The 26,864-nt window shown below is 65.8% G+C and carries 32 protein-coding genes; 20 read left to right on the forward strand and 12 right to left on the reverse strand.

Features of this window, described 5'->3' with window-relative positions:
- Positions 1–18 precede the first annotated feature (18 nt).
- The 3 genes from QX051_RS24790 to QX051_RS24800 all read left to right on the forward strand — a co-directional run bounded on the left by QX051_RS24790 (position 19) and on the right by QX051_RS24800 (position 2,832).
- Entirely contained in the window at positions 19–294 is a 276-nt protein-coding gene (locus tag QX051_RS24790) for a YiaA/YiaB family inner membrane protein (RefSeq protein ID WP_315716622.1), read from the forward strand.
- Positions 295–556: 262 nt separating this feature from the next.
- Positions 557–1,561, forward strand: a complete 1,005-nt coding sequence (locus tag QX051_RS24795; protein WP_315777922.1) for a hypothetical protein — start codon at positions 557–559, stop codon at positions 1,559–1,561.
- The gene (locus QX051_RS24800; RefSeq protein WP_315777923.1) at positions 1,558–2,832 is read left to right on the forward strand and encodes a hypothetical protein; all 1,275 of its coding nucleotides are present in this window, start codon (positions 1,558–1,560) and stop codon (positions 2,830–2,832) included. Before QX051_RS24795 ends, QX051_RS24800 begins: the two co-directional genes overlap by 4 nt.
- Here QX051_RS24800 and QX051_RS24805 read toward each other — a convergent pair.
- Positions 2,759–4,246 carry a hypothetical protein gene (locus QX051_RS24805; protein ID WP_315777925.1) on the reverse strand — a complete coding sequence of 496 codons (1,488 nt, stop codon included), beginning with the start codon at positions 4,244–4,246 and terminating at the stop codon, positions 2,759–2,761. The two genes, QX051_RS24800 and QX051_RS24805, sit on opposite strands and share 74 nt — an antisense overlap.
- Before the next feature lie 24 nt (positions 4,247–4,270).
- On the opposite strand from QX051_RS24805, the gene QX051_RS24810 reads away from it, so the two are divergent.
- Entirely contained in the window at positions 4,271–4,420 is a 150-nt protein-coding gene (locus tag QX051_RS24810) for a hypothetical protein (protein ID WP_315777926.1), read from the forward strand.
- A gap of 346 nt (positions 4,421–4,766) precedes the next feature.
- On the opposite strand, the gene QX051_RS24815 is transcribed toward QX051_RS24810, so the two are convergent.
- Together QX051_RS24815 and QX051_RS24820 are read right to left on the reverse strand one after the other, a co-directional pair.
- A complete protein-coding gene (locus QX051_RS24815; protein ID WP_315777927.1) occupies positions 4,767–5,618 on the reverse strand; it encodes an SDR family NAD(P)-dependent oxidoreductase in 852 nt (283 codons plus the stop codon).
- A 151-nt stretch (positions 5,619–5,769) separates the two neighbouring features.
- On the reverse strand, positions 5,770–6,159 hold the full coding sequence (locus QX051_RS24820; RefSeq protein ID WP_315736519.1) for a winged helix-turn-helix domain-containing protein: 390 nt from the start codon (positions 6,157–6,159) through the stop codon (positions 5,770–5,772).
- Between the two features lie 100 nt (positions 6,160–6,259).
- Here QX051_RS24820 and QX051_RS24825 point away from each other — a divergent pair, with 100 nt between their 5' ends.
- The 3 genes from QX051_RS24825 to QX051_RS24835 all read left to right on the forward strand — a co-directional run bounded on the left by QX051_RS24825 (position 6,260) and on the right by QX051_RS24835 (position 10,829).
- Positions 6,260–7,384, forward strand: coding sequence for an alkene reductase (locus QX051_RS24825; protein ID WP_315777928.1), 1,125 nt, complete (start codon positions 6,260–6,262; stop codon positions 7,382–7,384).
- A 151-nt stretch (positions 7,385–7,535) separates the two neighbouring features.
- Positions 7,536–9,200 (forward strand): thiamine pyrophosphate-binding protein, encoded by a 1,665-nt coding sequence (locus tag QX051_RS24830; protein ID WP_315777929.1) that lies wholly within the window; start codon positions 7,536–7,538, stop codon positions 9,198–9,200.
- 246 nt (positions 9,201–9,446) lie between these two features.
- Positions 9,447–10,829, forward strand: coding sequence for a M20 family metallopeptidase (locus QX051_RS24835; RefSeq protein ID WP_315777930.1), 1,383 nt, complete (start codon positions 9,447–9,449; stop codon positions 10,827–10,829).
- A gap of 92 nt (positions 10,830–10,921) precedes the next feature.
- Here the strand turns inward: QX051_RS24835 and QX051_RS24840 are convergent, their stop codons facing one another.
- On the reverse strand, positions 10,922–11,083 hold the full coding sequence (locus QX051_RS24840) for a hypothetical protein (RefSeq protein WP_315777931.1): 162 nt from the start codon (positions 11,081–11,083) through the stop codon (positions 10,922–10,924).
- A gap of 315 nt (positions 11,084–11,398) precedes the next feature.
- Between QX051_RS24840 and QX051_RS24845 the strand changes: the two genes are divergently transcribed.
- From QX051_RS24845 to QX051_RS24870, 6 genes are all read left to right on the forward strand, one after another.
- Positions 11,399–12,313 (forward strand): amino acid ABC transporter substrate-binding protein, encoded by a 915-nt coding sequence (locus tag QX051_RS24845; RefSeq protein WP_315777932.1) that lies wholly within the window; start codon positions 11,399–11,401, stop codon positions 12,311–12,313.
- A 202-nt stretch (positions 12,314–12,515) separates the two neighbouring features.
- Positions 12,516–13,247 (forward strand): amino acid ABC transporter permease, encoded by a 732-nt coding sequence (locus QX051_RS24850; protein WP_315777933.1) that lies wholly within the window; start codon positions 12,516–12,518, stop codon positions 13,245–13,247.
- Position 13,248: 1 nt separating this feature from the next.
- Positions 13,249–13,941 carry an amino acid ABC transporter permease gene (locus QX051_RS24855; RefSeq protein WP_315716633.1) on the forward strand — a complete coding sequence of 231 codons (693 nt, stop codon included), beginning with the start codon at positions 13,249–13,251 and terminating at the stop codon, positions 13,939–13,941.
- A 9-nt stretch (positions 13,942–13,950) separates the two neighbouring features.
- The gene (locus QX051_RS24860) at positions 13,951–14,682 is read left to right on the forward strand and encodes an amino acid ABC transporter ATP-binding protein (RefSeq protein ID WP_315777934.1); all 732 of its coding nucleotides are present in this window, start codon (positions 13,951–13,953) and stop codon (positions 14,680–14,682) included.
- A gap of 67 nt (positions 14,683–14,749) precedes the next feature.
- Entirely contained in the window at positions 14,750–15,610 is an 861-nt protein-coding gene (locus QX051_RS24865) for a D-amino-acid transaminase (protein ID WP_315736527.1), read from the forward strand.
- Positions 15,611–15,713: 103 nt separating this feature from the next.
- Positions 15,714–16,307, forward strand: coding sequence for a DUF1080 domain-containing protein (locus tag QX051_RS24870; RefSeq protein WP_315736528.1), 594 nt, complete (start codon positions 15,714–15,716; stop codon positions 16,305–16,307).
- On the opposite strand, the gene QX051_RS24875 is transcribed toward QX051_RS24870, so the two are convergent.
- From QX051_RS24875 to QX051_RS24885, 3 genes are all read right to left on the reverse strand, one after another.
- Positions 16,294–16,443, reverse strand: coding sequence for a hypothetical protein (locus QX051_RS24875; protein ID WP_315736529.1), 150 nt, complete (start codon positions 16,441–16,443; stop codon positions 16,294–16,296). The genes QX051_RS24870 and QX051_RS24875 overlap by 14 nt on opposite strands.
- A gap of 77 nt (positions 16,444–16,520) precedes the next feature.
- Positions 16,521–17,120, reverse strand: coding sequence for an NAD(P)H:quinone oxidoreductase (wrbA, locus tag QX051_RS24880; RefSeq protein WP_315777935.1), 600 nt, complete (start codon positions 17,118–17,120; stop codon positions 16,521–16,523).
- A gap of 75 nt (positions 17,121–17,195) precedes the next feature.
- Positions 17,196–17,894 carry a pirin family protein gene (locus QX051_RS24885; RefSeq protein ID WP_315777936.1) on the reverse strand — a complete coding sequence of 233 codons (699 nt, stop codon included), beginning with the start codon at positions 17,892–17,894 and terminating at the stop codon, positions 17,196–17,198.
- Positions 17,895–18,022: 128 nt separating this feature from the next.
- On the opposite strand from QX051_RS24885, the gene QX051_RS24890 reads away from it, so the two are divergent.
- Positions 18,023–18,931, forward strand: a complete 909-nt coding sequence (locus QX051_RS24890) for a LysR family transcriptional regulator (protein ID WP_315777937.1) — start codon at positions 18,023–18,025, stop codon at positions 18,929–18,931.
- A gap of 20 nt (positions 18,932–18,951) precedes the next feature.
- A complete protein-coding gene (locus QX051_RS24895) occupies positions 18,952–19,536 on the forward strand; it encodes a hypothetical protein (RefSeq protein ID WP_315777938.1) in 585 nt (194 codons plus the stop codon).
- Between the two features lie 50 nt (positions 19,537–19,586).
- On the opposite strand, the gene QX051_RS24900 is transcribed toward QX051_RS24895, so the two are convergent.
- The 3 genes from QX051_RS24900 to QX051_RS24910 all read right to left on the reverse strand — a co-directional run bounded on the left by QX051_RS24900 (position 19,587) and on the right by QX051_RS24910 (position 21,788).
- Positions 19,587–20,054 carry a YbaK/EbsC family protein gene (locus QX051_RS24900; protein WP_315736534.1) on the reverse strand — a complete coding sequence of 156 codons (468 nt, stop codon included), beginning with the start codon at positions 20,052–20,054 and terminating at the stop codon, positions 19,587–19,589.
- Positions 20,044–20,790, reverse strand: coding sequence for a haloacid dehalogenase type II (locus QX051_RS24905; RefSeq protein ID WP_315777939.1), 747 nt, complete (start codon positions 20,788–20,790; stop codon positions 20,044–20,046). Before QX051_RS24905 ends, QX051_RS24900 begins: the two co-directional genes overlap by 11 nt.
- A 113-nt stretch (positions 20,791–20,903) precedes the next feature.
- Positions 20,904–21,788, reverse strand: a complete 885-nt coding sequence (locus tag QX051_RS24910; RefSeq protein WP_315736536.1) for an amidohydrolase family protein — start codon at positions 21,786–21,788, stop codon at positions 20,904–20,906.
- 254 nt (positions 21,789–22,042) lie between these two features.
- On the opposite strand from QX051_RS24910, the gene ykgO reads away from it, so the two are divergent.
- From ykgO to QX051_RS24925, 3 genes are all read left to right on the forward strand, one after another.
- Entirely contained in the window at positions 22,043–22,168 is a 126-nt protein-coding gene (gene ykgO, locus QX051_RS24915) for a type B 50S ribosomal protein L36 (protein WP_006611362.1), read from the forward strand.
- Positions 22,169–22,264: 96 nt separating this feature from the next.
- The gene (locus QX051_RS24920; protein ID WP_315736537.1) at positions 22,265–22,894 is read left to right on the forward strand and encodes a tetratricopeptide repeat protein; all 630 of its coding nucleotides are present in this window, start codon (positions 22,265–22,267) and stop codon (positions 22,892–22,894) included.
- 100 nt (positions 22,895–22,994) lie between these two features.
- Positions 22,995–23,249, forward strand: a complete 255-nt coding sequence (locus QX051_RS24925) for a hypothetical protein (protein ID WP_315736538.1) — start codon at positions 22,995–22,997, stop codon at positions 23,247–23,249.
- A 28-nt stretch (positions 23,250–23,277) separates the two neighbouring features.
- On the opposite strand, the gene QX051_RS24930 is transcribed toward QX051_RS24925, so the two are convergent.
- Positions 23,278–23,460, reverse strand: coding sequence for a hypothetical protein (locus tag QX051_RS24930; protein WP_231319498.1), 183 nt, complete (start codon positions 23,458–23,460; stop codon positions 23,278–23,280).
- 251 nt (positions 23,461–23,711) lie between these two features.
- Here QX051_RS24930 and QX051_RS24935 point away from each other — a divergent pair, with 251 nt between their 5' ends.
- Positions 23,712–24,668, forward strand: coding sequence for an alpha/beta hydrolase (locus QX051_RS24935; RefSeq protein WP_315777940.1), 957 nt, complete (start codon positions 23,712–23,714; stop codon positions 24,666–24,668).
- 65 nt (positions 24,669–24,733) lie between these two features.
- On the opposite strand, the gene cycA is transcribed toward QX051_RS24935, so the two are convergent.
- Positions 24,734–25,129 (reverse strand): cytochrome c-550 CycA, encoded by a 396-nt coding sequence (cycA, locus tag QX051_RS24940; RefSeq protein WP_315736540.1) that lies wholly within the window; start codon positions 25,127–25,129, stop codon positions 24,734–24,736.
- Positions 25,130–25,337: 208 nt separating this feature from the next.
- On the opposite strand from cycA, the gene QX051_RS24945 reads away from it, so the two are divergent.
- Positions 25,338–26,831, forward strand: a complete 1,494-nt coding sequence (locus QX051_RS24945) for an FAD-linked oxidase C-terminal domain-containing protein (protein ID WP_315777942.1) — start codon at positions 25,338–25,340, stop codon at positions 26,829–26,831.
- Positions 26,832–26,864: the final 33 nt, after the last annotated feature.

Consider the following 26,864-nt stretch of genomic DNA (forward strand, 5'->3'; position numbering starts at 1 on the left):
TCATCATAGGAGCCGACCATGAACCAGAACACCCAGCCCCACAGCAGCGCCTTCATCACCTTCTCCTACGCCTCGTTCGCCGCCTCCGCTTTCCTCGTCGCCCTCGGCGTGTTCTTCATGCCGATCGATCTCTGGATGAAGGGCTATCTGACGATGGGCATCGTCATGCTGGTGCAGACTTGCGTCACCCTGACCAAGACCCTGCGTGACCGCCACGAGAGCGGCAAGCTCGTCAACCGCATCGAGGACGCCCGCGCCGAGCGCCTGCTGATGGAGGTGTCGAAGGCGGCGTGAGCAGCGGTTTCCTCGCCTCTCCCCACTCGCGGGTAGAGGCCGGATTGCATCGAAGATGCAATCCGGTGAGGGGGACACTCCGCGCGTGCCGGGAAGCGGTGGATGCGATGGCGTCCACCGCTTGCGGTCGTTCAACCTGCGTTTACCGTCACTGACGCTCTGTCCTGCGTCATGATCATGAATTAACGGCGCGGAGCGTATGTCGTGAACTTTAGGCACGGCTTCGGCGAGACGTTTCTGATCGGGCAGGTGGATGAGGACAATGAACGTCGTCGCAACGGCCAGGCGTATCCGCGACAATGTCGGCTTCTGGCTGACGGCGCTGGGGCAGGAGGCGATGGACCTGTCGCTGCGCACCCATGCGGAGTTTCGCACGCGCATCGTCGAGAGCCCGGGCACGACCCTGGACGATGCGGCGCTGGCGGCGCTCGTCGCCGATCTCCGCACCGTCGCCGGCAAGACGCTGCCCGCCGGCGAGCTCACCTATGGCATCTTCTCAGGCGAGCGCGACCCGCTCGCGCGCGCCATCATCACGGTGGTGTCGGAGGAGGCGGGCGGCCGGCCGATCGCCTTCAATGCGCTCGCGGTGATGCAGGTCGAGCGCGATGGCGACAGCCAGCAGGTGATCCATCTCGGATTGGTCATGGTCGATCCGGAAGCGCGCGGCAAAGGGCTGTCCGGCGTGCTCTACGGCCTCACGACGCTGCTGCTGTTCGTCCGCGACGGGCTGCGGCCGAAATGGATCTCCAACGTCACGCAGGTGCCGGCGGTGGCCGGCATGGTCTGCGAGACCTTCTCCGACGTCTATCCGTCGCCGCTGCCGCAGGCCCGACAGAGCTTTGCGCATCTTCAGCTCGCGCGCGGCATCATGCGGGCGCATCGCGCGGTGTTCGGTGTCGGCGGCGAGGCCGGGTTCGACGAGGCGCGCTTCGTCATCACCAACGCCTATACCGGCGGCTCCGATGCGCTGAAGAAGACGTATGACGATGCGCCCAAGCATCGCGACGCCATCTACAACGGCTTCTGCGCGCGCGAGCTGGACTACACCAGGGGCGACGATCTGCTGCAGCTCGGCCGAATCGATCTCGCCGCCGCCCGGCGCTATCTGCTGCGCGAGATCCCCTCCGGCTCGCTGCCGGCGCTGCTGGCGACCTCGGCCGTGCTGGCGCTGCAGCGGATGATCCTGCCGCTGGTGCATTGGCTCGACGACACCAGGACGTTCGGCACGCTCCGTCCGCGCCTGCAGCCCGGCGAACCCGCGCCATGACGGCCGGCATCGTTGCGGACTCCGTCGTCAACCTCTGCGGCGCAATCGGCCTCGCGGTGGCCGCCGCCATGCTGCACCGGCGCGACCCGAGGGGACCGCTGACGGCGCGGCTCGTCGTTCTGCTCGGGACCGTCGCCTCGCTGTTCCTGTTGCGTGGCATCGCCTGGTGGACGGACAATGCTTTTCTCGACCGCATCTCGCTGATTCCGGCGGCGCTGATCCCGCTCGGCGCGCTAGTGGTGACGGAAGGTCTGCTGCGGCGACACGCGCATCGCGCGCTCAAGGCGATCGCGCTGGCCGGCGGCGTGGTGCTCGCGCTCGCCGGCGCGCTCGGTCCGGCCGAGTTCGAAAGCCACCACACGGTCGTGCTGTCAGCCTTTCAGCTCGCAGGCTTTGCGACCTGCGCCTGGCTGCTGCTTCGCCGCGACCGCGCGAGCCTGCTGGCCTGGGAGAACCGCGTCATCGATCGCGTCGCGTTCGGCGCCGTCATGGTCATTCCCTTCATCATCACCGATTTCCGCGTGCTGGCGCCGAGCATGCCGGTGCGGCTCGGCGCATTGGGCGCGCTGCTGGCGGTGACCGCGATCCTGATCGCCGGCGCCAGCGCGGAGACGCAGCGTCAGGGCGGGCTGCTGACATTGTTGCGAATCCTCGGCGCCGCCCTGCTCGGCGCCGCCGCGGCCGCGCTGTCGCCGGACGTCGATGCGGCGCAATTGATGCGTTTCTGCGCGGTCGCGGTGGCCGGCGTGCTCACGATCGGGCTGATCGGCGATGCCTTGCGCGCGATGCTGCAAGCCCGCGAGCCGGGCGTGCTCGACTCGATCGGGGCCTCGATCGCGGCGACGCGCGACGGTCTGATCGCCGAGCTCACGCGCCAGCCGGTCTTCGAAAGCGCACGCCGCTGTCGCGAGGATGAGCTGACCGCCTATGATCCGCCGCTGCTGCGCGACTTTCTCGCGTCAAGCCGTGTGCTGCGCCGGGCCGATGCGCCGTGGCGGCGGGCGGTCACCGACCCCGCCGTCGAGCGCATGGTGGCGCTGATGGATGCGCGGCATGCGACGCATGTGATCGTGCTGTCGCACCAGCCGGTCGATCTCATCGTGCTCGCGGTCTCCGTGATCTCGGCCGATCCGGCCACGGAAACCGCGCTCGCGCTCGTCAGGCGCCTGCTGGTGCAGGCGCCCGAGCGACAAGTGATCACGCCCACATGTGATGATGCTGATGCTGTGACATCTCCATCATCGGCCCCTCCATCATCGGACCGTCCATGACCAGGGTTGCCGGAGCGGCGCCGGCGTGTGCTGCTGGCGCGGCGCTGGGAAGCATGATCACGTTCGAGGCCGGCGCGCTGGTGACCGCGGCCAGCAGCGCGGCGGCGTCGGCACTGTTGCCGCCGCCGGTGGTCGCCAGCACCTGGCCGATCGTGGTGCCGTCGACATTGTAGGCGCCGCCATTGACCGGGATGTTGTTGCCGCCGACATCGGCTGCGTTCTGGTGCATCTGGTCGGCGGCCGCGGCGACCAGCGCCTTGTTGCCGGCCTGGAAGCCCTCGAGGATCTTGGCGATCTCGGCGCCGAGCGTGCTCTGGTCGCCGAGCAGCTCGTTGTCGAAGCGGGCCTGGAAGATGCCGCCCTGCGCCGCGTCGAAATCGGTGACGTCCTTCTTGAAGGTTATCAGGTCGGCGGTGACCTTGGCCATCGCGGCGGCGTCGCCGGAATTGACGGCTGATATCGCCGCCTTGCCGAGCGCGTTCGACTGGGCGATGAACATGGCCCAGAAATCGGTCTGTGCCTGGTTGTCCTGATAGGCCGGCGTCGGGTTGAGGAAGTCGCCGAAGCCGCTCCAGCCGGTCAGGCCGTTCTGCTGCGCCATGTTGGCGAGATTGGTGTCGCCGGCGACGATGTCGATGATGTCGAGGAAGTCGTCGTTCAGCGCGCGGCCGATGTCGACATTGCCGGCCGCACCGTTGATGTGGGTGTTGACGAGCGCGAGCTGGTCGATGATGGCGAGCGCGTGCACGCCGGTCAGGCCGCCGAACTGCAGCGGATTGGCGGCGACCAGCGCATTGAGGCCGGCGATCAGCGCGTCGACATCGTCCTGGATGACATCGACGTTGCTTTCGTTCACGCCGCCGATCAGCCGGTTGGCGGCATCGTTGAAGATCAGGCCGAGCTCGGCCAGCGTGCCCTTGGCGGCGGTTGCGGCCGTCACGCCTTCGGGCAGCAGCGCCGGCGCCTGCAGGAAGCCGGTGGCGCCGTCGGCATTGGTCGCCTTGCCCGCAAGGTTCGGATCGTTGTTGACGACGTTGAGGATGTCGAGATGCGCGTTGCGCAGCGCGGTCTCCGCGGCGGCGATGCTGCCGAACGCGCCGCCGCCGGTCACCGAAGCCATCGCGGCATCCTGCGCGACCGTGATGTCGGCGAGGATCTTGTTGATGTTGGTGAGCGTCTGCCCGGTGAACTGGCCGGCGGCAACCATCGCCTTCAGACCATCCTGAATCACGGTGAGATCGCCAGTGTAGTTGTAGACGCTGCCAAGCCCCTGGCCGCCTTCCTCGACCACGTTGCGCCACAGTCCGCCTTCGAGAAAGCGCGTCGCGTCGTTGAAGACGACGCCGAGATCGGCAAAGCCGAGCGCGGGCGTCGGCGGCGTGGGCGGTGTCGGCGTGGGCGGCGTCGGAGGCATTGGCGCAGGCGCCGGCTGGCAGTGATGATTGTGATGATGATGGTGGTGGTGGTCGTTGTGATGATGGTGACCGTGGTGACTGTCGTGATGGTGACGGTGATGGCGCGACATGTCCAACGTACTCCTCAAAGCTGCGCACCACTGCGGATGAGCCGAAGCAACGGGCGCGGCTGACGCGGGTGCGGATGATGAGGGCTATCTGCTGCCTGCTTCGTGGCTGCTTCGCGCAGGGATTGTGGAATGCGTCTGCGTCAGATTGTCGTGCGGCGTACGGATGGCGCTCCCGCAGAGCTGCGACATCTCACCGCTTGACGGTTGAGGGGCGCTTCAAGAGCCGGCGACCAGCGGCGACGTCGCGCCCGCGGCAAATCAGTAAGTTGCAAGAGCATTCGACCGTAGCGATTCGGTCGATGGGTAGACGTCCCGAACGCACGCGGACCGCCTTGCGACGATCCGACGCGTCTGGGAGCTTGTGCTGAGACCGGGAGCAGCTATGCGCCGCCGCTCCGATGTGGTCGGATCATGGCGAAATCTTTGCGAACTCGGCGAATGCGTCGGCGTAGTCGGCATGCCAGCGCGACAGCGGCGGCCGGTTCTCGACGATGTCGCCGGCCGCCCACAGGATGCGCCGCTCGTCCAGCGCGCGCGGCACGTCGTTGTCAGGGCACAGCACGTAGAAGTCGCCGGCCGTAACGCGCTCCAGCATGAAGTCGACCGTCTGCTCCGGCGTCCAGGCGGCGGCCGGCTTCTCGATGCGGCCATTCGCCGTCAGCGGCGTGAACACGAAGCCCGGAATGAACAGATGCGCTGTCACCTCGCAGCCGGGCGTGTTGCGCAGCTCGTGCTGCAGCGCCTCGGTGAACGCCTTCACGCCGGCCTTCGAAACGTTGTAGGCGGGATCGCCGGGCGGCGTGGTGATGCCCTGCTTGGAGCCGGTATTGATGATCAGCGCCGGCTTGCCTTGCGCGATCATGCCGGGGGCGAACACCTGCGCGCCATGGATGATGCCCCACAGATTGACGCCGAGGATGCGTTGCCAATTGTCGTCGGCAAGCATCTTGCTGCCCGGCTGGATGCCGGCATTGTTCATCAGCACGTCGATCGCGCCGAAGCGCTGCCGCACCGCCGTTTCGAGCGCGACCACGCTGTCCCGGTTGCTCACATCGACCGTGGCGGTCATGACCGCAGCCTCGCCACGCTTGGCCGCGGCCGCGAGCCTGGCGGCGGCGTCGCGCAGCCGGGCCTCGTCGACATCGGCGATGCAGACGTTCATGCCGCGCTCTGCGAAGCGCATGGCGGCGGCGAGCCCGATGCCGGAGGCGCCTCCGGTGACGACGGCGGTGTGGTCGGCGGACAAGGCGGGGTGAGACACGGCAGGTTCTCCGGCATGACGATGAGATGCTGGTGTATGACGTCTTGGCACGGCCGCAAGATCATCCGGCTGACGGCAAGACGGTTTTTTGCGGCTGCAACGCGCGGCGCACCAGTCCGGTCGCGGATGCATCGCGTCGGCTGGAACCGGCTTACGACGCGGCCTTGGCCCCGCGCGCCTTCCTCGGCTTCTCGATATCGCTGCGCAGCGCGGCGAGATCCTTCTTCACGGCGTCAGCCGCATCGCGCTCGATGCGCCGATAACGTTCGACCAACTGCGCGCCGAACGCCGTCAGCGCCGCGCCACCGCCATTGCGGCCGCCGGTCTGGCGCGCCACCGCCGGCTGCCGGCACACCCGGTTGATCTCGTCGACGAGGTCCCAGGCCCGCTTGTAGGACATGTCCATCGCGCGCCCGGCCGCAGAGATTGAGCCGTGCCGTTCGATGTTCTCCAGAAGCGCGATCTTGCCCGGCCCGATCCGGCTGCCGTCATCGAGATCGATGCGCAGGCTGAGCGAGGGCAGGGCGTTCGCTTTCGGCATGGAGGGTCTGCTCGTACTGACGTGGGGCGGACATTGCCACCATCATGTTTTGCGAACAAGATGATCCCAATCGACAATCGCAACGACATCTGGGGACGAAATGCTGCCTGCGCTGTTTTCACCGCTCACCATCGGTCCTTATCGCCTCAAGCACCGCGTCGTGATGGCGCCGTTGACCCGCATGCGCGCCGCAAGGGAGACCCTCGCGCCGCGGCCGCTCAACGTCGAGTATTATGCGCAGCGCGCGACGCCGGGCGGGCTGATCATCGCCGAGGCCTCGCCGGTGCTGCCGACCGGCACCGGCAGCCCGAACGTGCCGGGGATCTACAGCGCGGCGCAGGTCGCCGGCTGGAAGCAGGTCGTCGACGCGGTGCATGCCAAGGGCGGAGTCATTTTCCTACAGCTCTGGCACGTCGGCCGCGTCTCGCATTCCTCGTTCCAGCCGGGCGGCGCGCTACCGGTGGCGCCGTCGGCGATCGCGATCGGCGACGATCTCAAGGCGATGACGGCGGACGGCAAGCCGGCGGCCTACGAGACGCCGCGCGCGCTGGAGACGGACGAGATCCCCGCGCTCGTCGCGGCCTATGGCCAAGCGGCGCGCAACGCGATCGCGGCGGGCTTCGACGGCGTCGAGGTGCATGGCGCGAACGGCTATCTGATCGAGCAGTTCCTGCAGACCCGCAGCAACCAGCGCACCGACCGCTATGGCGACGGAATCGCGAACCGCTGCCGCTTCCTGCTCGAGGTCACGCAGGCGGTGATCGACGCCTGCGGCGCCGACAAGGTCGGCGTGCGGCTGTCGCCCTATGGCATCGCCAACGGCTCCGGCGAGGCCGAGCCGATGCCGCTCTATACCTACGCGATCGAGGCGCTCAACAAGCTCGGCATCGCCTATCTGCATCTGATCGAGCCGCGCTCCTCCGGCGCCGGCCGCGCCGACGTCAACTGGCAGAACGTGCCGTCGGCCATCGCTCTGTTCCGGCCGGTGTGGAAGGGCGTGCTGATCGGCGCCGGCGGCTTCACCGGCGAGCCGGCGGACGCCGCGATCCAGGCCGGCCACGCCGACGCCATCGCCTTCGGCCGCACCTTCATCTCCAACCCGGACCTGCCCGCCCGCCTGCAGCGCGGCTGGCCGCTGACGCCCTATCACCGCCCGACCTTCTATGGAGGCGAGGAGAAGGGCTACACGGACTATCCGGCGTATGACGCCATGGCGAAGGCGTAGCTCGCGCTCTCTCCGCCGTCATTGCGAGGAGCGTAGCGACGAAGCAATCCAGAGTCGCGTGCGCCACCCTGGATTGCTTCGCTTCGCTCGCAATGACGGTGGAGCGAGAGTTGGCGTCAACTAATAGGACCGTGCCTGGAGGAGCCGACCCATGAAGAACCGCACCACCGGACGCTCGGCCTTCCTGGCGCTGCTCAAGGATGAGGGCATCACGCATCTGTTCGGCAATCCCGGCACCACCGAGCTGCCGATCATGCACGCGCTGAAGGACCATCCCGATCTCACCTACGTCATGGCGATGCAGGAGAGCCTGGTGGTGGCGATCGCCGACGGCTTCAGTCGCGCCTCGGGACGCCTCGTCGCCTGCAACGTCCACGTCGCGCCGGGTCTCGGCAACGCCATGGGCGCGCTCTACAATGCGCAGTTCACCGGCACGCCGATGATCCTCACCGCCGGCCAGCAGGAGCAGGGCCACGGCCTGATGGAGCCATTGCTCTACGGCCCGCTGGTGCGGATGGCCGAGCCGCTGGTGAAATGGGCGGTCGAGGTGACGAGGCTGGAGGACCTGCCGCGCATCATCAGGCGTGCCGCCAAGGTGGCGACCACACCGCCGACCGGTCCCGTCTTCATCTCGCTGCCCGGCGATATCCTCAATGCCGAAGCCGGCATCGAGCTCGGCCGTTCCACCCGGGTCGATGCGCGCGTGTTGCCGGCCGCGGACGCGTTGCAGGGGCTGGCGCAGCGCATTCTCAGGGCGCAGCGGCCGGTGATCATCACCGGCGACGAGGTCGTCAAGAGCGATGCGCTGCGGCAGGCGGCCGAGTTCGCGTCGGCGATCGGCGCTCCCGTGCATCAGCAGTCCGCGCCCTATGGCGCGCATTTCCTGTCCGAGCATCCCTGCTACATCGGCTCATTGTCGCGCGCGCAGAAGCAGGTCCGCGACCTGCTCGCGCCACACGATCTTCTCATCGTGCTCGGCGCCGATCCCTTGCGGATGTCCGTGCACAGCGAGATCGAGCCGCTGCCCGAGGGCTTGCCGATCGTGCAGATCGGCCTCGTCGATTGGGAGCTGGGAAAGAATTTCGGTGCCGAGATCGCGCTCAAGGCTGACGTTCGCGAGACGCTGCTTCAGCTCACGCCGCTCTTACACGAGCTCGGCGGCGCGGCCCTGCAGGCGCGTGCTCAGGAGCGCGTGGCCGAATTGTCCTCGAAGAACTGGAGCGCACGGCGCCGGACGCTGGCGGCGCAGATCGAGGCGGCCCGCGAGCGGACGCCGATCGACCCGGACTATCTGGCGCTGCAGGTCGCCGAGGCGATGCCGGAGCACGGCATCCTGGTCGACGAGGGCCTGACCTCGGCGCGCTACATGACGGCGCTGTGGCCCTATCGCGACCGCTACAATTATCACGGCCTCGCCTCCGGCGGCATCGGCTGGGGCCTGCCGGCCTCGGTTGGCGTCAGTCTCGCCAATCCCGATCGTCCGGTCGTGTGCTATTCCGGCGACGGCAGCGCGATGTATTCGATCCAGGCGCTGTGGACCGCAGCGCATCACAAGCTGCCGCTGTCGGTGGTCATCGTCAACAATGGCGGCTATCGCATCATCAAGCAGCGGCTGCTGTCGTTTCACGGCGACGACAACTACATCGGCATGGATTTTGCCGACCCGACGGTGGATTTTGCAGGGCTGGCACAGTCGCTCGGCTGCGAGGCGATGCGCATCAGTGATCCGCGCGAGCTGAATCCGACCTTGTCGGACGCGTTCCGCAGGCCCGGCGCCAAGCTGATCGAGGTGATGGTCAGCCACGCGGTGAATTGAGAGACTGCGCCTCTGGATTGTCAGTTGACCACTTTCGTCCGGGACGAGGACGGGGCTGGCGTTACACGGGCGGGCGAGGAGTACCGAGCAAGCCGCAGCGCGATCCAACCACCGAGTTTGATGGTAGGCTACGCGGTTCCGAAATCCGAGACTTGCTTGATATCAGCACTGAATTCAAAGCGAGCCCCTTCCGCTCGTCGCGCGATCCCGATATGACGCCGCCTTCGTTGTGACTGGAAAAGCGCCATGACCAGGATTGATGCAATTGCCCGTGCCCGTCAGACGCTGACGAGCGGTGACTTCTTGGCCGAGCTCGGCCGCCGGGTCGCCTATCGCACCGAGAGCCTCAATCCCGAGCGCAAGGACGAGCTCGCGGCGTATCTGACCAAAGAGCTGACGCCGTCCTTTGCCGCCCTCGGCTTTTCCTCCGAGATCGTGCCCTCGCCGAGCGGCAAGTCGCCGTTCCTGATCGCGGCCTACCACGAGAGCGACAGCGCCCCGACGGTGCTCAGCTATGGCCACGGCGACACCGTCGACGGCATGGCTGGTGAATGGCGCGACGGCCGCGATCCCTGGGCGGTGACGCCGGCGGGCAATCGTCTCTATGGCCGCGGCACCGCCGACAACAAGGGCCAGCACAGCGTCAACATGGCGGCGCTGCGCGCGGTGCGCGAGGCGCGTGGCGGCAAGCTCGGCTTCAATGCCAAGTTCATCATCGAGATGGGCGAGGAGATCGGCTCGCCCGATCTCGCCAAGGTGGCCGATCTGCATCGCGACGCCTTGAAGGCCGACGTCTTCATCGGCTCGGACGGCCCGCGGCTGTCGACCGCGCGCCCCACCATCTTTCTCGGCTGCCGCGGCGGCATCCGGTTACATCTCGACGTCAACCTGCGCGAGGGCGGCAATCACTCCGGCAATTGGGGCGGCGTGCTCGCCAATCCGGCGACCATCCTGGCGAACGCGATCGCCACGCTGGTCGACGGCCATGGCCGCATCAAGCTGGAGGCGCTGAAGCCGCCGCGTCTCACCAATGCGATCCGCGCCATCCTCGCCGACGTGAAGGTGGAGCCGACCGCCGACGAGCCGGCGCTGTCGGACAATTGGGGCGAGGAGGGGCTGACGCCCGCGGAGCGGCTCTATGCCTGGAATACGCTCGAGGTGCTCGCGATCTCCTCCGGCAATATCGACAAGCCGGCGAATGCGATCCCCGGCCGCGCCCGCGCCGTGCTGCAGCTGCGTTTCGTCGTCGGCACCAAGGTCGACAGCATCGTGGCCGACGTGAAGAACCATCTCGCCGCGCATGGCTTCCCGATGATCGAGGTCAGCATGGCGCAGAGCTTCATGGCCTCGCGCGCCGACATCGACAGCCCCTGGATCAAATGGGCTGCGGATTCCATCAAGATGAGCACCGGCAAAGCGCCCGCCGTGCTGCCGAACTTCGGCGGCTCGCTGCCCAATGACGTGTTTGCCGACGTGCTGAAGATGCCGACCATGTGGGTGCCGCATTCCTATCCGGGCTGCTCGCAGCACGCGCCGGATGAGCACATTCTGCTGGATGTCACGGAGGAGGCGCTCGGCCTGATGGCCGGGCTGTTCTGGGATCTCGGCGAGCTGCAGAAGCCGTTGTGAGGCGAGAAGGGGGGCATGAGCACACATCTCTTGGCGTTATCGGTGCTCACCTCTCGCTGCCTGAGGCGGGGTGAGCGACGCCCCGGTCGTGTTCAGCGCCTGCGGCCGCCCTTCGAGACGGCCGCCTTCGGCGGGCTCCTCAGGGCGAGGACTGGTGCCTTGGCGAAGTCCGTGGTGACGTTCATGGTGAGGAACGCCGCGCCGGTCAGGAAGATGGACGGCGGGCTTGCCGCGCGCGGCGCGTCTCGAACCACGAGGTCCGTGTGCTGTGCGGTTGCATTGCCGCGTGCGGGAACCGCCCGAGTGAGACTTTCGTCTGGTCGCGGGGCTCGCGAGCCCCTCGCAGTTTACCATCCCGACGTTCGGCGCTGCCGTTTCAGCCCGAACGTCTTGTCGAAGGGGACACAGGACAGGCAATTTGTCGCGATCGTCCGAGGACGTCCCGCCGCGGGGCGGTCTATGGTGCCCGCGCTCGTCCGGCCGGAGATCGTCCGGGGGGCGGGGGCCATTTTGAGTTCGCTGTGGTTTATGCAAGCATCCGGCGATCAGCCGGATTGAGGAGATCAGTTATGAAGCAGCTTCGCCTATTCGGTCTTGCCGTCGCCGCCGCGCTCTGCGCCGGCCAGGTGCAGGCCGAGGACCTGACGGGGACCCTGAAGAACATCAAGGAGACCGGCACCATTACGCTCGGCGTCCGCGACTCCTCGATCCCGTTCTCCTATCTCGACGACAATCAGAAGCCGATCGGCTTTGCCATCGACATCTGCATGGGCATCGTCGATGCCGTGAAGAAGGAGCTCAAGCTCGACAAGCTCGACGTGAAGCTCAACCCGGTGACGTCATCGACCCGCATCCCGCTGCTCGCCAACGGCACCATCGATCTGGAATGCGGCTCGACCACCAACAATGCCGAGCGCCAGAAGCAGATCTCCTTCACCAACACCCACTTTCTGACGGCGAGCCGCTACGTCTCGAAGAAGGCGAGTAAGATCAACGCGATCGACGATCTGAAGGGTAAATCGGTCGTGTCGACCGCCGGCACCACCAACATCAAGCAGCTCACCGAAGCCAACGCGGCGCGCAACCTCGGCATCAACATCATCCCGGCCAAGGATCATGCCGAGGCCTTCCTGATGGTGGAGACCGATCGCGCCGTCGCCTTCGTGATGGACGACATTCTTCTTGCGAGCCTCGTCGCCGGCTCCAAGGATCCGGCCGCCTACGTCGTTTCCAAGGACGCGTTCTCGAAGCCTGAGCCCTACGGCATCATGCTGCGCAAGGACGACCCGCAGTTCAAGAAGGTCGTCGACGCCGCGACCGCCAAGATCTACACCAGCGGCGAGGGCGCCAAGCTGTATGACAAGTGGTTCATGCAGAAGGTCCCGCCGAAGGGCCTGAACCTGAACACCCCGATGTCGGCCGAACTGAAGGCCGAGTTCGCCAAGCCGTCGGACTCGCCGGATCCGGATTCGTACAAGCCGTAACGTGAGGCCGCAGCTCTCGCGCCGAATTCGATCTGCCCCCCTCCCCCAAGGGGGAGGGGGCGGGGGTGGGGGTCTCAGGAAAGACTGCCCGTGTGGACCCCCCACCCCGACCCTCCCCCGCAAGGCGGGAGGGAGCGCAGCGAGTTTTTGGCAAAGACTGTGTAATGCGACTTGCGAGCTAATTCCCTCTCAGGATGTCCCCGTGAACTACACCTGGAACTGGCACATCTTCCTGGAGCCGAACCCGACCGGGGCCGGCACCTATTTCGACATGCTGCTGTCGGGGCTGAAGGTCACCATCGTGACCTCGCTGTCGGCCTGGGTGATCGCGCTGATCTGCGGCACGATCGTCGGCATCCTGCGCAGTCTGCCCTCGAAATTGGCGACCTGGATCGGCTTCGCCTATGTCGAGTTCTTCCGCAACATGCCGCTTTTGGTGCAGCTGTTCCTGTGGTTCTTCGTGCTGCCGGAGCTGTTGCCGCCCACGATCGGCCTGTGGCTGAAGCAGATGCCCAATGCGCCATTCTATACGGCGGCCGTCGGCATCGGGCTGTTCATGTCGGCGCGCGTCGCGGTGCAGCTCGCGGCCGGCATCGGCTCGCTGCCGCGCGGCCAGATGATGGCGGCGACCGCGCTCGGCCTCACCACCTTGCAGGCCTATCGCTACGTGCTGCTGCCGATGGCCTTCCGCATCATCCTGCCGCCCCTGACGTCCGAATTTCTCAACACCGTCAAGAACAGCGCGGTCGCGATCACGATCGGCCTGATCGAGCTGACGGGCGCTGCGCGCGCCATGCAGGAATTCTCCTTCCAGGTGTTCGAGGCGTTCAGCGCCGCCACCCTGATGTATCTCGTCATCAACGTCATCGTCGTGATCGGCATGCGCCTCCTGGAGCGCGCGGTGGCGATCCCTGGCTACATCACGGGCAAATGAGATGCTGGCCAATTTCGATTTCGATGTCATCCGCCGTTCGCTGAGCTACCTGTTCATCGACGGCATGACCTTCACCTTGATGCTGACGGCACTGTCGGCGACGGGCGGTCTGGTGTTCGGCACCCTGATCGCGCTGATGCGGCTCTCCGGCTATCGCGTGATGGGTTGGATCGCCGGGCTCTATGTCGACTTCATGCGCTCGCTGCCGCTGGTGCTGGTGATCTTCTGGTTCTACTTCCTGGTGCCCTATATCGGGCAGTGGATCACCGGCTCGTCCCGGCCGATCAAGGTCGGCGCGTTCGCCTCGTCGCTGATCACCTTCATCCTGTTCGAGGCGGCGTATTTCTCCGAGATCATGCGCGCCGGCATCCAGTCGATCTCGCGCGGTCAGCCGGCCGCGGCCTCGGCACTCGGCCTGACCTACGCGCAGACCATGCGCTACGTCGTGCTGCCGCAGGCGTTCCGCAACATGCTGCCGGTGCTGCTGACGCAGACCATCGTGCTGTTCCAGGACACCTCGCTGGTCTACGTGCTCTCGATCCCGGACTTCCTCGGTGCCGCCTCCAAGGTCGCCCAGCGCGACGGCCGTCTGGTCGAGATGTACCTGTTCGCGGCCCTGGTCTACTTCACCATCTCCTGTGTCGCGTCCTACGGCGTCCGCCGCCTGCAGTCGCGCATCTCCATCATCAGATAGTCGGCTCCCATGATCGAAATCAGCCACGTCAACAAATGGTACAGCCCGAGCTTCCAGGTGCTGAAGGACTGCACGACCTCGGTCGCCAAGGGCGAGGTGGTGGTGGTCTGCGGTCCGTCCGGCTCCGGCAAGTCGACCCTCATCAAATGCGTCAACGCGCTGGAGCCGTTCCAGGACGGCACGATCACGATCGACGGGCTCAAGGTCAATGATCCGAAGACCAACCTGCCGAAGCTGCGCTCGCGCGTCGGCATGGTATTCCAGCATTTCGAGCTGTTTCCGCATCTGAAGATCATCGAAAATCTCTGCCTCGCCCAGCAGAAGGTGCTGGGACGCGGCCATGAGGAAGCGACCGCCAAGGGCATGAAGCTTTTGGAGCGCGTCGGGCTGAAGGAGCAGGCGCAGAAGTTTCCGGCGCAGCTCTCCGGCGGCCAGCAGCAGCGCGTGGCGATCGCACGTGCGCTCGCCATGGACCCGATCGCGATGCTGTTCGACGAGCCGACCTCGGCGCTCGATCCGGAGATGATCAGCGAGGTGCTCGACGTCATGGTCGATCTCGCCCGCGAGGGCATGACCATGATGGTCGTGACCCACGAGATGGGCTTCGCCCGGAAGGTCGCGCACCGCGTCATCTTCATGGACCGCGGCGAGATCGTCGAGGACGCCAAGAAGGAGGATTTCTTCGGCCAGCCGCGCAGCGAGCGGGCGCAACAGTTCCTGTCGAAAATCCTGTCGCATTAGCACTTACCGTCGTTCCGGGGCGCGCGGAACGCGCGAACCCTGAATCTCGAAGTTGGAGAATATGAATTTGGACCCGATCGCTTACGTCAACGGCGCCTTCGTGCCCCTGTCCGAGGCCAAGGTCTCGGTCCTCGATCGCGGCTTCCTGTTTGCCGACGGCATCTACGAAGTGGCGGCGGTGCTCGATGGCAAGCTGGTCGACAGTGCCCCGCATCTTGCCCGCCTGGAGCGCTCGGTCGGCGAGATCGGGCTGGCGCTGCCGGAGAGCCTGGCGCGGATCGAGGAGCTGCAGAAGGAGCTGGTCGCACGCAACCGGCTCGACCAGGGTATGGTCTATCTGCAGGTGACGCGCGGCGCCGACAAGGGCCGCGACTTCCCGTTTCCCAAGGGCGACGTCAAGCCGACCTTGGTGATGTTCGTCACCGCCAAGGACATCATCAATGCGCCCTCGGCGAAGACGGGAATTGGCGTCATCACCGTGCCCGACATCCGCTGGGCGCGCCGCGACATCAAGAGCGTGGCGCTGCTGGCGCAGGTGCTCGCGAAGCAGGCGGCCGCCGCGGCCGGGGCCGGCGAGGCGTGGATGGTCGAGGACGGTCATGTCACCGAGGGCGGCTCGTCCTCGGCCTTCATCCTGACCAAGGACGACGTCATCGTGACGCGGCCGAACTCGAACGCGATCCTGCCGGGCTGCACCCGCAAGGCCGTGGTGAAGCTCGCCGAGGAGCGCCAGCTCAAGGTCGAGGAGCGGCTGTTCACGGTGGAGGAGGCGCTCGCGGCGAAGGAAGCCTTCATCACCAGCGCGAGCTCGTTCGTGCAGCCGGTGGTCACGATCGACGGCAAGCCCGTCGGCGACGGCAAGCCGGGACCGGTGGCGGCGCGGCTGCGCGAGATCTATGTCGATTTTGCGCGCGCCACGGCGGTGTAGTTGGAGGAGACGATAGAGCAGGTGCAGCATCGAAACCCGTTTGAATTGTCCGGCGCTTTGCTATCGTGGCGACGAACGAAACAGAAATCAGGGAGGAGTTTCGATGCGGTATCGCTTGAGTGGGCTCGCGGCCGGACTATTGATTGCGGGCGCAGGCATGACGGGAGCGGCATTGGCCGATGACGGCTGGGTGACTCTGGTCGACTCCACGACCAAGGCCGACTTCACCGAGGTCGGCAAGGCCAATTGGGAGATGAAGGACGGCGCGCTGTCGGCCGACAAGCTCGACGGCAAGGATCCATCGTATCTGGTGACCAAGGTGAGCTACAAGGACTTCCAGATCAAGGCCGAGTTCTGGGTCGATGACGCCGCCAACAGCGGCATCTTCATCCGCTGCGACCAGTCGGCGAAGATCGACTCCAACATCTGCTACGAGGTCAACATCTTCGACAAGCGGCCCGATCCGAAATACGGCACCGGCGCGATCGTCGACGTGTCCAAGGTCGATCCGATGCCGAAGGCCGGCGGCAAGTGGAATACCTATGAGATCACCGCCAAGGGCACGCGGCTGACCGTGATCCTCAACGGCGAGAAGACCGCCGATGTCGACGACAGCAAGCACGCGGCGGGACCGATCGCCCTGCAGTACGGCTCGGGCGTCGTGAAGTTCAGGAAGGTGCAGATCAAGCCGCTGTAGCGGCCGTGCATTCCGGGCAGCGGCGCTGGCCGCGGCTGGCGCGGTAGAGGCTCTTGCAGTACCAGCGGCGCGCCATCATCTGCAGGGGATGGCGGGCCAACCGGGCCAGCGTCACCAGTTCGAGCATGGCGGGCATTGCGGACTCCTCTCCTACTTTCCAACTCTTGTGAAATGGGGCGGCACTTCGTTTGCGGAAGTGCCGCCCCAGTCGCATCAGCCATGCAGCTTCTTTGCGGTCTCGGCGATGACGCGGCCCTGATAGCGCGCCCCCGCCAGCTCGTTCGCGCTCGGCTGCCGGCTGCCGTCACCGCCGGTGATGGTGGTGGCGCCATAGGGCGAGCCGCCGGTGACCTCGTCGAGCTTCATCTGGCCGGCGAAGCCGTAGTTGAGGCCGACGATGGTCATGCCGAAGTGCAGCAGGTTGGTGATGAGCGAGAACAGGGTGGTTTCCTGGCCGCCGTGCTGGGTCGCGGTCGAGGTGAAGGCGCCGCCGACCTTGCCGTGGAGCGCGCCCTTAGCCCACAGGCCGCCGGCCTGATCGAGGAAGTTGGCCATCTGCGAGGCCATGCGGCCGAAGCGGGTGCCGGTGCCGACGATGATCGCGTCGTAATCGGCGAGCTCCTCGACCTTGGCGATCGGGGCTGCCTGGTCGAGCTTGTAGTAGGAGGCCTTGGCAACGTCGGCCGGCACCAGCTCGGGCACGCGCTTGACGTCCACGGTGGCGCCGGCCTCGCGGGCGCCTTCGGCCACCGCGTTGGCCATCGCTTCGATGTGGCCGTAGGCGGAGTAGTAGAGAACGAGAACCTTGGTCATGGCAGTCTCCGTGGGGACGAGGATGATCGGGAAGAGCGTCCCGGCCGGATGCCCGGCCGGGATCGCGTGAGACGGTTAGGCGGCGTCGACGAGCACCAGCTCGGAATCTTCGAGCGCGGTGATCTTCAGCGTGGCCTCGTCGCGGATGGCGGCGCCGTCACGAGCGTTGACTCGGACGCCGTTGACTTCGACGCTGCCGGCTGCGGGCACCAGATAGATGTGCCGGGCCTTGTCGGCGCTGTACTCGGCGGTCTCGCCTGCCTTCAGCGTGGTGCCGAGTACGCGCGCCTTGGCGCGGATCGGCAACGCGTCGCCGTCATCTGCGAAGCCGCTCGCCAGCGTGACCAGCTTGCCGGAGCGGTCGGACTTCGGAAACGGCTTGGCGCCCCAGGTCGGCTGGCCGCCATCGGTGGCAGGCTCGATCCAGATCTGGAAGATCCGTGTCGTGGTCGGCTCCAGATTGTACTCGGAGTGGCGGATGCCGCTGCCCGCGCTCATCACCTGGACGTCGCCGGCCTCAGTGCGGCCCTTGTTGCCGAGGCTGTCGTGATGCGTGATCGCGCCTTCGCGGACATAGGTGATGATCTCCATGTTCCGGTGCGGATGTGCAGGGAAGCCGGTGTTCGGGGCGATCTCGTCGTCGTTCCAGACCCGCAGGGCGCCGTGGCCCATGTTGCTGGGGTCGTAATAGTTCGCGAACGAGAAATGGTGCTTGGCCTTCAGCCAGCCGTGGTCGGCGCCGCCCAGCGCCGCAAAGGGCTTCAATTCGATCATGGGTTTGTTCCGTTGTTGCACGTCGGCCGCGAGCCGCCGTGCCGTTGGGCACTGGAATAGGCTGACGATCCGAGTATAGAAATAGAAACTATTGAAACCCATTGTTTCCAAAAGTGAGATTGCCGCCGATGGCGCGACTTCCGGATTTCGAGGCGATGGCGATCTTCGCCAAGGTCGTCGAGCTGCGCTCCTTCGCCGGCGCGGCGCAGGAGCTGAGCCTGTCCAAGGCGTCAGTGTCGAAGGCCGTGAGCCGGCTGGAAGAACGCCTGGGCACGCGGCTGTTCAACCGCACCTCGCGCCGTCTGGCGCTGACCGATGCCGGGCAGCGGCTGTCAGAGAGGGCCGCGCAACTGCTCACGGATGGCGAGGCGGCGGAGACCGAGGCGTTGGCGCAATCGCTGACGCCGCGCGGGCTGGTGCGCTTCGCGGTGCCGATGACCTTCGGTGTGAAGAAGATCGCACCGCTGCTGCCGGTCTTTCTCGAACAATATCCGGAAGTGTCGATCGATCTGCACATGAGCGATGCGACCGTCGATCTCATCGGCGAGGGGTTCGATCTCGCGCTGCGCATCGCGCGGCTGCCGGACTCATCACTGGTGGCGCGCCGCCTCTGCGCGATGCCGCGCTACACGGTGGCGGCGCCGTCCTATCTGAAGCGGCACGGACGGCCGACGCATCCGATGCATCTTGCCGAGCACAAATGCTTCGGCTACGCCTATCTCTCCACCGCCGGCGTCTGGCACTACACCAATGCAGCCGGCGAGCAGGCCAGCGTGCGGCCAGCCGGACAGCTGCGCGTCAACAATGGCGAGGCGGTGCTGCCGGCGGTGCTCGCCGGCCTCGGCATCGCCGACCTGCCGGACTTCATCGTTGGCGACGCGATCGCCTCGGGCGAGGTCGAGGTGATCCTGAAGGGCTGGAGCCAGCCCGAAGGGGCGATGCATCTGGTGATGCCGCCCGGCGGCCCGCGCCCCGCCCGGGTCGAGGTGCTGGCGGAGTTCCTGGTCAAGGAGCTGGCGAAAGGGAAGCGCAAGTGACGTTCGGGGGAGTGGTTTCCATGTGGAAGCAGCTGCCGAGCGCCGTTGCAAGGTGCGCCGTCGCTCTCGGAATCATTGGGTTTTTGCTACCGCTCGGATTGGGGGTGTTTCCGGACGATTGGCTGAATGCGATCGAGCTTCCAAACGCGCTTGGCTCGGCCCGGGTTGCAGCTCCAAATGGACGTGTGTTCGTTGCGAGCGAGCCGTTGGGGAGAGTGCAGCGCTATGGTCCCCAGGGCTTCGAGCGAGGTTTTTACGTCGGTTCGCAAGGCGGCGCCTTCGATATCGGTGTCAGTGACGTGGGAGATGTGCTGATCTGCTCCGTGCGTGCACGTGCGTTGATCGTCTACACACAAGACGGCGTCGAGTCCGCCCGGCGTGGACCCTGCACCTTCAACGACGCAAATGGTGGACTCATGCCCGCGTCCCGGAGCTATGAGCGCAACGCTCGAGTGCCGGAAATCGCTTTCGGATGGTTCGGACTGCTGGCGGTGCCGCTCTGGCATCCGTTCGTTGCATGGTTCATGGCGCTCATGGGGGCGCTATTTTTGAAGTCGGGCACCGCTCGCTCGCAACAGAGCGAGCTTTCGTCAGTCGCCAAATGAGCGCACGACGCGATGAAGCTGCCGCGCCTGGTATCATTTCGGTGCGACGACTAAGTCGCGACCTCGCAAACGTCGACCCATTCGGCCGATGTCAGCTCGGCCATGCGGTCCGGCGTGATCTTGACGGCGCTATGGGTCGAGCCTGCCGCCGGCACGACGATGTCGAAGGCTTTCAGCGAGACGTCGCAATAGACCGGCAGCGGCGATTTCAGCCCGAACGGACAGACGCCGCCGACCTCGTGACCGGTGATGTCGGCGACCTCGTCGAGGCCGAGCATCTTCGGCTTGCCGCCGAACTGCGCCTTGACCTTCTTGTTGTCCATCCTTGCGTGGCCCGCGGCGACGATCAGGATGACGCGCTCGCCGACGCGCAGCGACAGCGTCTTGGCGATGCGGGCCGGCTCGACACCATAGGCCTCCGCCGCGAGCGCCACGGTGGCGGAACTCTGGCTGGAGACGAGGACGTCGATGTCGGGGGCTTTTTCGGTGAAGAAGGCGCGGACGGAATCAAGGCTCATGTTTGGCGACGATCTCGGGCAGTTCGGATAGTGCAGCAATACGATAGTCCGGCGCCAAACCCAACTCGTCCATCTGGCTGCGCAGCGCCTTGAACAGGGTGAGCGGCGCGACGAGGTCGGTCTGGCTGCAGGCAGCCGCCATGGCGTCCGGGGTGACGCGCTCGATCCAGGCGACGTTCAATCCGAACGCCTTGGCGCCGCAGACGTCCCAGGGGTTGGAGGATACGAACAGCACCTCGTCGGGTGCAAACCCGAGCGTCTCCTCGATCAGTGCGTACGCCTGGGGACTCGGCTTGAAGATCTTCCGGGCATCCACGCTGATGACCGCATCGAGCGGAGCATCGAAGCCGCTGGCCTTGACCAGGCTGTCGAGCATCGCAGGGCTGCCGTTGGAGAGGATCGCGAGCCGATGATCCTTCATCGCGGCGAGCGCAGCCCTCGCATCGGGGTAGGGATCGAGATCGAGATATTTGGCGATGATTCGGTCTCGCGTGGCGGCATCGGCCTGCAGGCCCAGAATGCGCAGCGTGTAGCTCAGCGCGTCGCGGGTCACGACGGCGAAATCCACGTAGCGCTGCATCAGCGAGCGCAGCCAGGTGTATTCGAGCTGCTTGATGCGCCAGATCTGCGTGATGATGTCGCCATGGCCGGGAAAGGCCTCCTCGGTCACGGCCGCTACCGACTGGATGTCGTACAGCGTGCCATAGGCATCGAAGACCACGGCTTTGAAGGGCACGGCGATCACCTGATCGAAAGCAGACAGGCGCTAAGGCTGATGGCCACCGCGCCTGCGGATGATAGCATGATGCCCGTGACTTGCGCGGGGCGGCAAGGGCAGGACCGACGACGTCAGATCCCGAGCAGCTTGCGGGCGTTGGCCTTCAACACCTTCGGCCGGATCTCGTCGCGGATGTCGAGCTTGGCGAAATCGGCGAGCCAGCGGTCCGGCGTGATGACCGGCCAGTCCGAGCCGAACAGCATCTTGTCCTGCAGGATCGAGTTGATGTAGCGCACCAGGATCGGCGGGAAGTACTTTGGCGACCAGCCCGAGAGGTCGATATAGACGTTCGGCTTGTGGGTCGCCACCGACAGCGCCTCCTCCTGCCAGGGGAAGGAGGGATGGGCGAGGATGATCTTGAGGTCGGGGAAGTCGGCCGCGACGTCGTCCATGTACATCGGGTTGGAATATTTCAGCCGCATCCCCATGCCGCCCGGCATGCCCGAGCCGACGCCGGTCTGGCCGGTGTGAAACAGTGCGATCGCGCCGCCGTCGTTGATCGCCTCATACAGCGGATAGGCCAGCCGATCGTTGGCGTAGAAGCCCTGCATCGTCGGGTGGAACTTGAAGCCGCGGACGCCATACTCCTCGATCAGCTTGCGCGCCTCGCGCACGCCGAGCTTGCCCTTGTGCGGATCGATGCTGACGAAGGGGATGAGGACGTCGAGATGGTCGGAAGCGACCTCGAGCATCTCGTAGTTGTTGTAGCGCCGAAAGCCGGTCTCGCGCTCGGCGTCGACCGGGAAGATCACCGCGGCGATGTTCTTGGAACGATAATAGGCGGCGGTCTCCGGCACCGTCGGCGGATGCTTGTGCGGCGACTTGAAGTAGTCGGCCATCTGGGCCTGGAAATCGTCGTAGCCGTCATCCGCATGCATGCCGCAGGGCTCCTCGGCATGGGTATGGATGTCGATGGCGACGACATCGTCGATCTTGGGCAGAGCGAGCTTGGGCATGGGCGTTCCCGGCGGTTGGTTCTTGGCTTTGGAAAATTGATTATAGGATATAACAAATTTGGCAATCGCCAAGTTGGATCGAGGGGCGCGTCGCCGGCCGGTTCTGTTGAAGCCGGGGCCCGCCATGATTGACATCCGGCGGGCTGGTGGTTAGAAACCGGCCAATCCGGGCGACTTGGTCGCTTGCGGAACTCCCTTTGTATTTGCCACTTCCGGCCTGTCCAACACGGCCTTTCAACGTATCAGGATGTCCCATGAAGGTCCGTAACTCGCTGAAGTCGCTGCGTGGCCGCCATCGCGCCAACCGTCTGGTCCGCCGCAAGGGCCGCGTCTATGTGATCAACAAGGTCCAGCGCCGCTTCAAGGCGCGCCAGGGCTGATCCCGTAGATCTCCCCTCGAGAAGAGGGGCCTCCTCACAGGTCTTTGAGGCGCGTGCTGCTTTGCAGGACGTGCCGACTGCGTTTAGACTTGGGGCATGGCCAAGCGATCCTTGCGGGCGATTCTTCTCGCCGTTGTCGTCATTTCGGTACCGCATCTTGCCTTTGCGCAGGGGGAGCCGCGGGCCGGCGTCAAGCCAAAGCCGCCCGAGGCTCCGGCCAAGCTGCCGAAGATCGGCGCCGACAAGACCAAGGGCCTCGATTTCCTGTTCGGTGCCCTGAAGGCGGCGCCCGACGAGATCAGCGCCAAGCATGTCGAGGCGCGGATTTGGGCGATCTGGCTGCAGACCCCCAGCGATACCGTCGCCCTGTTGATGTCGCGGTCCAAAGCCGCGATGGACGCGAAGCAGAACGAAGTTGCGCTCAAATTGCTCGATTCGGTGATCAAGCTCCGGCCCGATTATGTCGAGGCCTGGAACCGTCGCGCGACCATCTATTACCTCCAGAACGATTACGGCCGCTCGCTTGCCGACATCCAGCAGGTCCTGCTGCGTGAGCCGCGGCACTTCGGCGCGCTCGCAGGTCTCGGCATGATCATGCAGGATCTGGGCGAGGAGAAGCGGGCGCTGGACGCGTTCCGCAAGGCGCTCGAGGTCAATCCGCATCTCGACAAGGTGCCGGAGTTGGTGAAGACCCTCACCGAGAAGGTCGAGGGGCGCGACATCTAGCCGTAACGGCCGATTAACCACGTCTGGGCGGCCGTCCTTGTCGGTCCGGCCACGCGAACCTAGCTGCCTCTCAACGATGGATCTCGGCAGGAGAGACGCGATGCGGCGGGCGGTGCTGACGGCAGCGCTGGTGATGACGACGATGTCGGCCGCCTGGGCCGAGGATCCGGATCTGTTCTGGGTGGTCGGCAACCGCGCCACCAATCGCTGCGAGATCGTGACCAGCAATCCGGTCGTCACGATCATGGGCGACATCTGGTTCGCGTCCGGCCCCTTCAAATCGAAGGATGACGCCAAGCTCGCGAGATCCACGATCAACGCGTGCCCGAACAAGGACATGACGCAGGAGGACTGATCGGCTCGCCCGCGAGCGGGCCGGCGGCTCAGTGGAACGCGGTGCTGCGGCGGTCCGGCAGGCCGTACTGGGCGGCCGCGGCATAGAGTTGTGCGATCTCGGCCTCGAGATGCTCGTTGACCAGCAGCAGCGCCTTCAGCGCGCCGCGAAGGTCGCCGTTGCAGCTCGCGACGATCTCGTCGATGGCTGCCTCGCTTGAACGAAAGCTCATCGGTAACCCCCTCCCAAAACACCAAACTAAACACAGGGCCGGTCATCGTGCTTCGACTGCGCAATGACCCGACCGCAAGTAATTCACGGCCATCGGCTGATTGCGAGGAAATGTCCTGACCATGGTTATAAAATGGCCGACGACGCCATCATGACAGGATTCGCAGGCGAAATGACGGGAGACGGCGGCCGCAGCCGCAACCTGCTGCGATCCATCCCGTATCTGTCCAGGTGACAGGCAGAAAATCATCAATGATTTCAATACTCGTAGTGGGGGCCCTGGGGCTGCTGGCGCTGCTGACCCAGGCCGGCGTCGTGCTGATGGAAAGACGCTATCCGGCCCAGGGAGAGGCGGTCGAGGTCGATGGAGCGACCATCAATCTTGTGGATATCGGGCCGCGTGACGGGGAGCGGCCGCCGCTTCTGCTTGTCCACGGCGCCAGCTCGAACCTCGAGGCGATGCGCAGGCCGCTCGGCGACCTGCTCGCCCGGCGTCATCGGGTGCTCCTGGTCGACCGTCCCGGCCACGGCTGGAGCCCGCGCGATCGCGCCGAGGATTCGACGCCCGCGGTTCAGGCCCGCATGCTGGACGAGGCGCTGGCCCGGCTCGGCATCGGCCCGGTGATCCTGGTGGTCCATTCCTGGAGCGGTGCGCTCGGCCTGCGCATGGCGCTCGACTTCCCTGACCGGGTCGCTGGCCTCGTCATGCTGGCGCCGGTCGCCTATCCCTGGCGGGGCGGGGTCGGACAGTACAATGCGGCCGTCACGACGCCGGTGGTCGGGCCCTTGCTGGCGCATACGATCACGCTGCCGCTCGGCCTGGCGCTGATGGCGCCTGGTGCCCGCGGCGTGTTCGCGCCGCAGGAGATGCCGGACGATTTCGTCGACCGGACCGCGACGCCGCTGTTGCTGCGGCCGCGCGAGTTCCTGGCCAATGCGCGCGACCTCGTCACCCTGAAGCAGGCGGTGATCGAGCAGGCGCCGCGCTATGGCGAGATCAAGGTGCCGGTCACGATCCTGGCCGGCGATGCCGACAGGACGGTCTATACCGAGATCCATTCCCGGCCGCTCGCGCGGGTCTTGCCCCAGGCGCGCCTGATCGTCGTGCCCGACCTCGGGCACATGGTCCAGAATGCGGTGCCGGAGCTCGTGGTGGGCGAGGTCGATCGGATGGTCAGCGCGCTCACGGCCGTCGAAGCGGCGCCCTGATGATGGAAAGGCCCCGGCGTCTGCCGGGGCCTCCAGGTCTCGAGCGGAGGGCCGCGGCCGGCCGCTTACTGCTTCTGCTTGCCGTCCTTGTCGAACGACGCGACATAGGCCCAGAGATTGTTGATCTCGGTCTCGTTCTTGATGCCCGCGAAGGTCATCTTGGTGCCGGGGATCTTGGCCTTCGGGTCCTTGATGTATTCCTTGAAGACCGCCTCGTTCCAGGTGATGCCCGAGTTCTTGTTGGCTTCCGAATAATTGTAGTCCGGCGCGCTGCCCGACTTGCGTCCATCGAGGCCGTTGAGTTCCGGACCGACCTTGTTCTTCGCGCCTTCGCCGATCGCGTGGCAGGGCAGGCACTTGTTGAAGGACGTCTTGCCGGCGGCCGCATCCTGCGCCAGCGCGGCAGACGCCAGCGACGACGAGGCGAGGATGACGAGCGCGCTCAAAGTCATTTTCTTCATGGATCAGGCTCTGTGGGTTACGAGACGAGTTTGCGCGCAGGTTGTGGCATGGCCTCAAGCGACGCACAAGCGGGGAAGCGCTGAGGCAAATCAGCATAATGGCTGAGTTTGTTGCTCTGCCGCAAACTCCGATGCTGATCCGCTGCCTATCCAAACCGTTTCCGTTGTGATTGATATGCCAGGGCAAATCGAGGGCCGGAGGAACGCGATGGCGATCATGATGCCGGAAGCTGATCGGGCGGTGCTGGCGCGCCGTGACGAGATCGTTGCTGCACTGCGTGCGATCGTGCCGGGCGAGGGCGTCATCGACAGCGCCGCCGAGATGCTGCCTTACGAGTCCGATGGGTTGATGGCCTACCGCCAGCCGCCGATGGTTGTGGTGCTGCCGGAGACCACCGCGCAGGTGTCGAAGGTCCTGAAATACTGCCACGAGCAGGGCATCAAGGTGGTTCCGCGGGGCTCGGGGACGTCGTTGTCCGGCGGCGCGCTGCCGCTGGCCGACGGCGTGCTGCTCGGGCTCGGCAAGTTCAAGCGCATCCGCGACATCGACTTCGACAACCGCGTCGTCGTCACCGAACCCGGCGTGACCAATCTCGCCATCAGCCAGGCGGTCGCGCATGCCGGCTTCTACTACGCCCCCGATCCGTCCTCGCAGATCGCCTGCTCGATCGGCGGCAACGTCGCGGAGAACTCCGGCGGCGTGCACTGCCTGAAATACGGCATGACCACCAACAACGTGCTCGGCTGCGAGTTCGTGCTGATGACCGGCGAGGTGCTGCGCATCGGCGGCAAGTGCGCCGAGAACGCGGGCTATGACCTGATGGGACTGATCACCGGATCGGAGGGGCTGCTTGGGGTCGTGACCGAGGTGACGGTGCGCATCCTGCAGAAGCCGGAGACGGCGCGCGCGCTGATGGTCGGGTTCGCCGAGGTCGAAGCCGCCGGCGAATGCGTCGCCCGCATCATCGGCGCCGGCATCATCCCCGGCGGCATGGAGATGATGGACAAGCCGGCGATCCACGCCGCCGAGGCCTTCGTCCATGCCGGCTATCCGCTCGACGTCGAGGCGCTGCTGATCATCGAGCTCGACGGTCCCGGCGTCGAGGTCGACGAGCTGATTGGCCGCGTGGAGGCGATCGCGACCGGATGCGGCTCGACGACCTGCCGGATCTCGACGTCGGAGGCCGAGCGCAATTTGTTCTGGGCCGGACGGAAGGCGGCATTCCCTGCGGTCGGACGCATCTCGCCGGACTATCTCTGCATGGACGGGACGATCCCGCGCGGCGCGCTGCCGAAGGCGCTGGCGCGCATTCGCGAGCTGTCGGAGAAGTACCAGCTCGGCTGCGCCAACGTCTTCCACGCCGGCGACGGCAACCTGCATCCGCTGATCCTGTACGATGCCAACCGGCCGGGCGAGATGGAGCGGGCCGAGGCGTTCGGCGCCGACATCCTGCGCTGCTGCGTCGAGCTCGGCGGCGTCCTGACCGGCGAGCATGGCGTCGGCATCGAGAAGCGCGACCTGATGCCGGAGATGTTCACCGAGATCGACCTCAACCAGCAGCAGCGGGTGAAGTGCGCCTTTGACAGCCAGGGCCTGCTCAATCCCGGCAAGGTGTTCCCGACCTTGCACCGCTGCGCCGAGCTCGGCCGCATGCACGTCCACGGCGGCAAGCTGGCGTTTCCTGATCTGCCGAGATTCTGAAAAGCGCGCGTGAGAGCAGGGCGGCATCGTTTG

It is taken from the genome of Bradyrhizobium sp. SZCCHNR1053 (assembly GCF_032381235.1).
GTDB lineage: Bacteria > Pseudomonadota > Alphaproteobacteria > Rhizobiales > Xanthobacteraceae > Bradyrhizobium.